Origin of the sequence: Rhodococcus sp. NPDC057014 (assembly GCF_042673295.1) — a bacterium.
Lineage (GTDB): Bacteria > Actinomycetota > Actinomycetes > Mycobacteriales > Mycobacteriaceae > Rhodococcus_F.
The window spans coordinates 1-8,425 of sequence record NZ_JBHUSF010000367.1 but is presented as its reverse complement, the minus strand read 5'-3'; the positions used below and the strand labels follow the sequence as shown (position 1 = coordinate 8,425).

9 protein-coding genes and 1 tRNA gene are annotated in these 8,425 nt (G+C 67.7%); 5 read left to right on the top strand and 5 right to left on the bottom strand.

The annotated features are described in order from the left end of the window. Positions 1–41 precede the first annotated feature (41 nt). Genes ACFTZB_RS39630 through ACFTZB_RS39620 form a run of 3 tightly spaced genes read right to left on the bottom strand, consistent with a single transcriptional unit; the run spans position 42 to position 1,484 of the window. Entirely contained in the window at positions 42–833 is a 792-nt protein-coding gene (locus tag ACFTZB_RS39630; RefSeq protein ID WP_378440498.1) for an MBL fold metallo-hydrolase, read from the bottom strand. A 4-nt stretch (positions 834–837) separates the two neighbouring features. Then, on the bottom strand, positions 838–1,314 hold the full coding sequence (locus ACFTZB_RS39625) for a RidA family protein (RefSeq protein WP_378440496.1): 477 nt from the start codon (positions 1,312–1,314) through the stop codon (positions 838–840). Between the two features lie 5 nt (positions 1,315–1,319). Next, a complete protein-coding gene (locus tag ACFTZB_RS39620; protein ID WP_005248493.1) occupies positions 1,320–1,484 on the bottom strand; it encodes a DUF4177 domain-containing protein in 165 nt (54 codons plus the stop codon). Between the two features lie 55 nt (positions 1,485–1,539). Between ACFTZB_RS39620 and ACFTZB_RS39615 the strand changes: the two genes are divergently transcribed. Next, positions 1,540–2,556: an ArsA family ATPase gene (locus tag ACFTZB_RS39615; protein WP_378440494.1), complete on the top strand. Its 1,017-nt coding sequence runs from the start codon at positions 1,540–1,542 to the stop codon at positions 2,554–2,556. Beyond that, positions 2,553–3,692, top strand: a complete 1,140-nt coding sequence (locus tag ACFTZB_RS39610; RefSeq protein ID WP_072938071.1) for an ArsA family ATPase — start codon at positions 2,553–2,555, stop codon at positions 3,690–3,692. Before ACFTZB_RS39615 ends, ACFTZB_RS39610 begins: the two co-directional genes overlap by 4 nt. Before the next feature lie 67 nt (positions 3,693–3,759). On the opposite strand, the gene ACFTZB_RS39605 is transcribed toward ACFTZB_RS39610, so the two are convergent. Continuing rightward, positions 3,760–4,083 (bottom strand): WhiB family transcriptional regulator, encoded by a 324-nt coding sequence (locus ACFTZB_RS39605; protein WP_005248496.1) that lies wholly within the window; start codon positions 4,081–4,083, stop codon positions 3,760–3,762. A gap of 259 nt (positions 4,084–4,342) precedes the next feature. Here ACFTZB_RS39605 and ACFTZB_RS39600 point away from each other — a divergent pair, with 259 nt between their 5' ends. Beyond that, positions 4,343–6,688, top strand: a complete 2,346-nt coding sequence (locus ACFTZB_RS39600) for a penicillin-binding protein (protein WP_378440500.1) — start codon at positions 4,343–4,345, stop codon at positions 6,686–6,688. Between the two features lie 54 nt (positions 6,689–6,742). Here the strand turns inward: ACFTZB_RS39600 and ACFTZB_RS39595 are convergent, their stop codons facing one another. Further along, positions 6,743–7,210: a GatB/YqeY domain-containing protein gene (locus ACFTZB_RS39595; RefSeq protein WP_005248498.1), complete on the bottom strand. Its 468-nt coding sequence runs from the start codon at positions 7,208–7,210 to the stop codon at positions 6,743–6,745. Positions 7,211–7,277: 67 nt separating this feature from the next. Between ACFTZB_RS39595 and ACFTZB_RS39590 the strand changes: the two genes are divergently transcribed. Together ACFTZB_RS39590 and ACFTZB_RS39585 are read left to right on the top strand one after the other, a co-directional pair. After that, positions 7,278–8,249 carry a metallophosphoesterase gene (locus ACFTZB_RS39590; protein WP_378440491.1) on the top strand — a complete coding sequence of 324 codons (972 nt, stop codon included), beginning with the start codon at positions 7,278–7,280 and terminating at the stop codon, positions 8,247–8,249. A 54-nt stretch (positions 8,250–8,303) separates the two neighbouring features. Next, positions 8,304–8,377, top strand: a tRNA-Pro gene (locus tag ACFTZB_RS39585). Positions 8,378–8,425 lie beyond the last annotated feature (48 nt).

The following is an 8,425-nucleotide window of genomic DNA, read 5'->3' as shown; positions in this document are numbered from 1 at the left end:
CACCCCCTCACGGCGAGGGGGTGGCCGACGTCGTCGTGCGGTCAGCCGAGGCTGCGCAGATACGCGAGCTGCACGTTGACGGACTTCTCCGCCACCGGCCACAACTTCGGGTCGACGTCGGAGTAGACGTGCTCGACCACCTCGCGGACGGTAGGGGTGCCCCCGAGCGTCTCGAGCGCGGCCCGCACCTGACCGAGCCGCTCCTCGCGATGATCGAGGTACTGCTGCGCGATCACGTTCAGTTCGGGCAGTTCGGGTCCGTGGCCGGGCATCACCCGGTGTCCGGTGCCGAGGTCCAGCAGCCGGCGCAGCGACGACAGGTAGTCGCCGAGGTCGCCGTCCGAGTCGTCGAGCACCGTGGTGCCGCGGCCGAGGATCGTGTCGCCGGTGAGGACGGTGCCCTCCCCTTCCACGGTGAACGACACGGAGTCCTTCGTGTGCCCGGGCGTGGCGATCACCGTGATGGTGAGCCCGGCGACGTCGATGGTCTCGCCGTCGACGAGGGCGTCGGCCCCGCCGCGGAGGAACTCGGGGTCCACCGAACGCACGGGCGCGCCGGTGAGTTCGAAGAACCGCTGCACTCCCCCGGTGTGGTCGAAGTGACGGTGGGTGATCAGCGTCAATGCGACCGGTCCGAGTGCCGCGACGCGGGCGAGGTGCTCCTCGTCGGCGTCACCCGGGTCGACCACCACGCACTCGTCCCGGCCCGGCGCCCGCAGAATCCATGTGTTGGTTCCGTCGAGCGTCATCATGCCGGGATTGTTCTCGAGCACGACCGAGACGATCGGGGTGACCTCCCGCACCTGGGCGTAGGCCGGATGGGCAAGCGTCATGGCTCTACGACTCCGGCTGGACTTCGGCGATCAGTTCCACCTCGACGGGGGCGCCGAGCGGCAGTTCCGCGACACCGACGGCCGAGCGTGCGTGGGCACCGGCTTCGCCGAACACCTCGCCGAGGAACTCGGAAGCGCCGTTCACGACGCCGGGCTGACCGGTGAATCCCTCGGCGGACGCGACGAATCCGACGACCTTGACGATCCGCACCACCGAGTCGATGCCGACGAGGGCGTCGACCGCCGCCAGCGCGTTCAGTGCACACGCCCGGGCCGCGGACTTAGCGTCCTCGTCCGACACACCGGCGCCGAGCTTGCCCGCGATCGTCAGCTTGCCCTCGACGATCGGCAGCTGCCCGGACGTGTAGACGTAATTGCCGGTGCGTACGGCGGGCACGTAGGCGGCCACCGGCGGAACGACGGACGGCAGCGTGATGCCGAGTTCGCTCAGGCGGGCGGACCAGTTCTGTGTCTGCGCCACGGCCCTCAGCCCTTCGGACGCTTCAGGTACGCGACGTGCTGCTCACCGGTGGGTCCGGGCAGAACCGTCACCAGTTCCCAGCCGTCGGTGCCCCACTGGTCGAGGATCTGCTTGGTGGCATGTGTGAGCAGCGGAACGGTGGCGTACTCCCAGGAAGTCAATTCACTCATGCCGGTGAGCCTATCCCCCGCACATCCCGGCTCCCAGACTTATAGGCTCGACCCCGTGGTTGCATCCCCAGACCAGCTCACCCCGACGTGGCCCGAGAAGGCTGCGCGGGCCCGGCTGCATTTCGTCTCCGGAAAGGGCGGCACCGGAAAGTCCACGGTGGCCGCCGCGTTGGCGCTCGCCCTGGCCGAGGGTGGGCGCCGCGTGCTACTCGTGGAAGTCGAGGGCAGGCAGGGGATCGCTCAGCTCTTCGACGTGCCCCCGCTGCCGCCGCAGGAGACGAAGGTCGCGGCCGCCGAGGGTGGCGGGGAGGTCATGGCGCTGGCCATCGACATCGAGACCGCGTTCCTCGAATACCTCGAGATGTTCTACAACCTCGGGTTCGCGGGACGCGCGATGCGCAAGTTCGGCGCCATCGAGTTCGCCACCACCATCGCACCGGGCCTCCGGGACGTGCTGCTGACCGGCAAGATCAAGGAATGCGTGGTGCGCTCCGACAAGTCGGGCACACGGGTGTACGACGCCGTCGTCGTCGACGCCCCGCCGACCGGGCGGATCGGTAACTTCCTCGACGTGACGAAGGCGATGGCCGACCTCGCGAAGGGCGGGCCGGTGCGCTCCCAGAGCGAGGGCGTGGTGCGCCTGCTGCATTCCGACGAGACCGTCGTCCACCTCGTGACCCTGCTCGAGGCGCTGCCGGTGCAGGAGACCACCGACGCCGCAGAGGAACTGGCCCGCGCCGACCTGCGGCTGGGCACCGTCGTCGTCAACCGCACCAGCCCGCAGTTCCTGCCCGCCGACACCCTCTCCGACGTCGCGAAGGGCAGGATCGACGCCGAGGCCGTCCGGGCCGGACTGCAGAAGACCGGGATCACCCTGGACGAGGAGAATTTCGCCGGGTTGCTCACCGAGACGATCGAACACGCGTCCGTCCTCGAGGCGCAGGAAGAGAGCGCCGGACAGCTCAGCGAAGTGGACGGGGCACGGCTGCATCTGCCGTCCCTCGCCGACGGTGTGGACCTGGGCGGGCTGTACGAGCTCGCGGAATATCTGACGGAACAGGGTGTCCGATGACCCAGACAACTGAACACGAGCGTCGCCGCACCGCCTCCGCACTCGACGTCGCGGGAATTCTGGAGAACAGGGCGACGCGGATCGTCGTCTGTTGCGGAGCCGGCGGCGTCGGCAAGACCACGACGGCCGCGTCGCTGGCGCTGCGCGCGGCGGAGCAGGGACGCAAGGTGGTCGTGCTGACCATCGACCCGGCCCGCCGGCTCGCGCAGGCTCTCGGCGTCGCGGAACTCGACAACACGCCGCAGCCGGTGCAGCTCGGACCGGACGCGACGGGCGAACTGCACGCCATGATGCTCAACATGCGCCGCACGTTCGACGAGATGGTGATCGAGCACTCCACGCCGGAGAAGGCGGAGCAGATTCTCGCGAACCCCTTCTACCAGACCGTCGCCAGCTCGTTCTCGGGAACACAGGAGTACATGGCGATGGAGAAGCTGGGGCAACTCGCCTCCAGCGACGAATGGGATCTGGTGGTCGTCGACACGCCACCGTCGCGCAACGCCCTGGACTTCCTCGACGCACCCCAGCGTCTGGGCGCGTTCCTCGACGGTCGCATGATCCGCTTGCTCACCGCACCCGGCCGCGGCCTCACCCGGCTCGTCACCGGGGCGATGGGCCTGGCGCTGCGCGGCGTGTCCACCATCGTCGGCAGTCAGATGCTGTCGGACGCCTCGAGTTTCGTGCAGTCACTGGACTCGATGTTCGGCGGATTCCGGGAACGGGCAACGCGCACTTACGAATTGCTCCGGCAGCCGGGCACCAAGTTTCTGGTGATCGCCGCAGCCGAACCGGATGCGCTGCGCGAGGCGGCATTCTTCGTCGACCGGCTCGCAGGCGACGAGATGCCGCTCGCGGGCCTCGTCCTGAATCGGACGCACCCCACTCTCAGTTCCCTGTCGGCCGATCACGCGGTCACTGCCGCCGACCAACTCGGGGACCAAGACCCCCTCACCGCCGCTGTCCTGCGAATCCACGCCCATCGGGCGGTGATCGCCAAGCGTGAGGTCCAACTACTGAGCCGGTTCACGGCCGCCCACCCTCGGGTGCCGATCGTCGGCGTGCCCTCGCTGCCGTTCGAGGTGTCGGACCTCGAGGCCTTGAGAGCGGTAGGCGACCAGCTCACCCGGACGAGCTGATCAGCCCGCTACCGGAGAACCGGTCACCCGCCTGTGTCCTGCCTGACTGCGATACCGATCCCGAATCTCAGACAGCGGACTGGTGCTGCCGCTGAGCTTCGAAGAAATCGGACCATGATTCCACCTCGGGGTGCTGCTTGAGCAACGCCCGGCGTTGACGTTCCGTCATGCCACCCCACACGCCGAACTCGACACGGTTGTCGAGTGCATCGGCCCCGCACTGCATCAATACCGGGCAGTGCCGGCAAATGGTTGCGGCCTTGCGCTGTGCTGCACCGCGTACAAAGAGTTGATCGGGATCGACTTCCCGGCAACGGGCCTGGGTGACCCAGGCGATTCGCGCTTCTGCTTGCTCGACGTCCAGACGGCTGGTTGGGGTGGTCATGTGCATTCGTTTCCCCTCTTCGAGTCTGCGCAAACCCAGCGCGTAGCACGCCGAGGCTGCACCACATAAGCGATGGGGTGTTATCTCCATCACACTGTTCCAACAATTTAGGTAAAGAAACCGCCACGCGCAAGACGAAGAACATGCTTTTTTGGTACGCCCGTCCATACCCCGTGCTCAGGGCATTTTCCTGGCCGAATTCTGCGCCCAACCAGCGCACCCTCAGACCCCACGTAGTCTGTAGATCGTGTCGATTGCAAAAACAGTGGGGAAGCTCGCAGGATCCTCCGCCTTGGCAGGAGTGCTCCTCGCCGGCGTGATGTTTCCGCTCGCCGGAGGCTTCGGTTACGCCTCCAACAGGGCGGCTGACACCGTCGACAACGTCTCCGCCGAACTGGTCGAAGGAACGGTTCCCGCGGTCTCGACGATGGTCGACTCCGCAGGCAATCCCATCGCATGGCTGTACGACCAGCGCCGCTTCGAAGTGCCCAGCGACAAGATCTCCAACGAGATGAAACTCGCCATCGTCTCCGTCGAGGACCGCCGGTTCCCGGAGCACAAGGGCGTCGACTGGCAGGGCACGATGCGCGCCTTCCTCACCAACACCACGAGCGGTGAGGTGCAGCAGGGCGCGTCGACACTCGACCAGCAGTACGTGAAGAACTACCAGCTGCTCGTCGTCGCCAAGACCGACGCCGAACGCCGGGCCGCGATCGAGACGACACCCGCCCGCAAGATCCGCGAGATCCGGATGGCGCTGACGCTCGACAAGGAACTCACCAAGGACGAGATCCTCACCCGCTACCTGAACCTGGTGCCGTTCGGCAACGCCTCGTTCGGCATCCAGGACGCCGCCCAGACCTACTTCGGCATCGACGCGTCCGAATTGAACACCCAGCAGTCCGCGATGCTCGCGGGCATGGTGCAGTCCAGTTCGGCGCTGAACCCGTACACGAACCCCGACGGCGTCCTCGAACGCCGCAACGTGGTTCTCGACACGATGATCTCGAACATCCCCGAGCGCGCCGCCGAACTGCGGGAGCTCAAGTGGACTCCCCTCGGCGTGCTGCCCGAACCCAACCGGCTGCCCCGCGGGTGCATCGCCGCCGGCGACCGCGGCTTCTTCTGCGACTACGCCCTGCAGTACCTGGCCAACGCCGGCATCAGCCGGGAGCAGATCGACAAGGGCGGCTACCTGATCAAGACGACGCTCGACCCCGCGGTGCAGGCGTCGACCAAGGCGGCGCTCACCGCCAAGGCCAGCCCCGCACTCGACGGCATCGCCAACGTCATGAACGTGGTCCAGCCCGGCCAGGATTCACACCGCATCCTCGCGATGGGCAGTAGCCGCACCTACGGCCTCGACGCGAACGCCGACGAAACCGTGCAGGCCCAGCCGTACTCGCTGGCCGGTCACGGCGCCGGGTCGATCTTCAAGATCTTCACCACGGCCGCCGCCATGGAGAAGGGCCTCGGCACCAACGCCGTCCTCGACGTCCCCGGACGGTTCGAGGCCCGGGGCATGGGTAGCGGTGGTGCGCGCGGATGCCCGGCGGCCACGTACTGCGTCGAGAACGCGGGCAAGTACCCGGCGTCGCTGTCGGTGACGGACGCGCTCGCGCAGTCGCCCAACACGGCGTTCGTCAAGCTCATCCAGGCCACCGGCGTCGCCCCCACCGTCGACATGGCGGTACGGCTGGGGCTGCGTTCCTACGCCGACCCCGGCACCTCCGGCTTCGACGACCGCAGCATGGCGGACTTCCAGAAGGATCAGAACCTGGGTTCGTTCACCCTCGGACCCACCTGGGTCAACCCGCTGGAACTGTCGAATGTCGCCGCAACGCTCGCGTCACACGGCAAGTGGTGCCCGCCCACCCCCATCGATTCGGTCTTCGACCGTGAAGGCAAGCCCGTCTCGGTCACACAGCAGGCCTGCGAGCAGGTGGTCGAGCCCGGCCTCGCCGACACCCTCGCCAACGCCATGAGCAAGGACGACAAGGCCGGCGGCACCTCGGCCGGGGCCGCGGGCAGCGCCGGCTGGACCCTCCCGATGGCGGGTAAGACCGGAACCACCGAGTCCCACATGTCGTCGGGCTTCCTCGGGTTCACGAACAACTTCGCCGCCGCCGTCTACGTATACGGCGACTCGCCGACCCCCGGTGAGATCTGCTCGGGCCCGCTGCGGCCCTGTGGTGACGGAAATCTCTACGGCGGCAACGAGCCCGCCCAGACGTGGTTCGCCGCGATGAATCCCGTCGCCAACAACTTCGGGCCGACGACGCTGCCGCCCGTCGACCAGAAGTACGCGCGGGGTTCGCAGAACGGTCAGGTTCCGGACGTCACCGGCCTGAGCCAGTCGGCCGCGACGTCGCGCCTACAGGGGGCCGGATTCACGGTGAACGCGATCACCACCGCGTCGCAGGCCGCCAAGGGGACGGTCACGAGCTCGGCGCCGTCCGGTTCGGCGATTCCGGGGTCGACGATCACGATCTACGTCAGCGACGGATCGGTGAAGGCCGCTCCCCCGCAGGCCCCGGCTCAGGGAATCCCCGTTCCGCCCATCCAGCTGCCCGGCCTGCCGCCGATCCAGCTGCCGCCCATACCCCGGTGACCGCAGGTGAGTGGGAAAGTGTGTAGGAGCACGCTTTCCCACTCACCTGGGGGGTCAGAGGCGGGACTTCACCGCGTGCGAGAGCCGCGAACCGTCCGCCTTGCCGCCCGCGAGCGCGCCGGCGGCCTTCATGACCTGACCCATCTGACGCATACCGGGACGCTCACCGATCTCCTCGGCCACCTGGGCGATGGCGGTGTCCACGACGTCGACGAGCTCGGCGTCGGTCAGCGGCGTCGGCAGGTACTCGTCGATGATCTGCGCCTCGGCCCGCTCCTGCGCTGCCAGCTCACCCCGGCCGTTCTCGGTGTAGATCTCCGCGGACTCGCCGCGCTTCTTCGACTCCTTCGCGAGGACCTTCAGCACCTCGTCGTCGGTGAGTTCGCGGGCCTCCTTGCCGGAAACCTCTTCGGTCTGCACGGCGGCCATCAGCATGCGGATCGTGGCGGTGCGCAGCGAATCCTTGGCCTTCATGGCGGCCGTCATGTCGGAGCGCAGTCTTGCTTTCAGTGAATCTGGCATGGGCGAAACGCTACGCGCCCCGATTCGTCCACTGCATCTCGATTGCGCTCATCAGTATCCTGGAAGAGTGTCTGACGAGTTCCGCACCAACCTGACCCGCGCCGCCCTGGCCACGGCGGGTGCCGCCGCCCTCGGCATCGGCTACGCCTCGCTCATCGAGCGCAATGCGTTCGCCCTGCGTGAGGTCACGATGCCGGTGCTCGAACCCGGGTCGTCGACGCTCCGTGTGCTGCACATCAGCGACCTGCACATGATGCCCGGACAGCGGCTGAAACAGAACTGGCTGCGGGAACTCGACAACCTCGACCCCGACCTCGTCGTGAACACCGGCGACAACCTGTCGCACCAGCGGGCGGTGCCCGCCGTGGTCCAGGCCCTGGGGAATCTGCTGGCCCGCCCCGGACTGTTCGTGTTCGGCAGCAACGACTACTTCGCGCCGAAACCGAAGAACCCGTTCGAGTACTTCCGCAAGGATCGCAAGCGCATCCTCGGCGAGCCGCTGCCGTGGGGCGATCTGCGGGCCGCGTTCACCGAACGCGGCTGGTTCGACGTCACGCATGTGCGCCGCGACCTCGAGGTGTCGGGGGTCCGGATCGCGTCGGCCGGGGTCGACGATCCGCACCTCCAGCGCGACCGGTACGACACCATCGCAGGCCCGCCCAATCCGCTGGCCGATCTCCGGCTGGGCATCACCCACTCGCCGGAGCCGCGGGTTCTGGATCGGTTCGCGGACGACGGGTACGACCTGGTGCTGGCCGGCCACACGCACGGCGGTCAGCTGTGTCTGCCGTTCTACGGCGCGCTCGTCACCAATTGCGACATCGACCGCTCGCGGGTGAAGGGGCCGTCCAAGTGGGGGGCGCACACCCAGCTGCACGTGTCCGCGGGGATCGGGACGTCGCCGTGGGCGCCGGCCCGTTTCTGCTGCCGCCCCGAGGCGACGCTCCTGACGTTGGTCCCGGCTCAGCGCGGCGGTTCGGACGCCGACGTCGCACGGGCTCGCACGGAGTCGTCGGAGAGCACCGTTTTACGCAACTGACCAGGGGATTTAATGGTGACTGGCTGGGTAATGTAAGCTAGCCGAGGTTCAACACGGGGTGTGGCGCAGCTTGGTAGCGCGCTTCGTTCGGGACGAAGAGGTCGTGGGTTCAAATCCCGCCACCCCGACAGTGAAACACCAGGTCAGGCCCGGTGCTGAGAGATCAGTACCAGGCC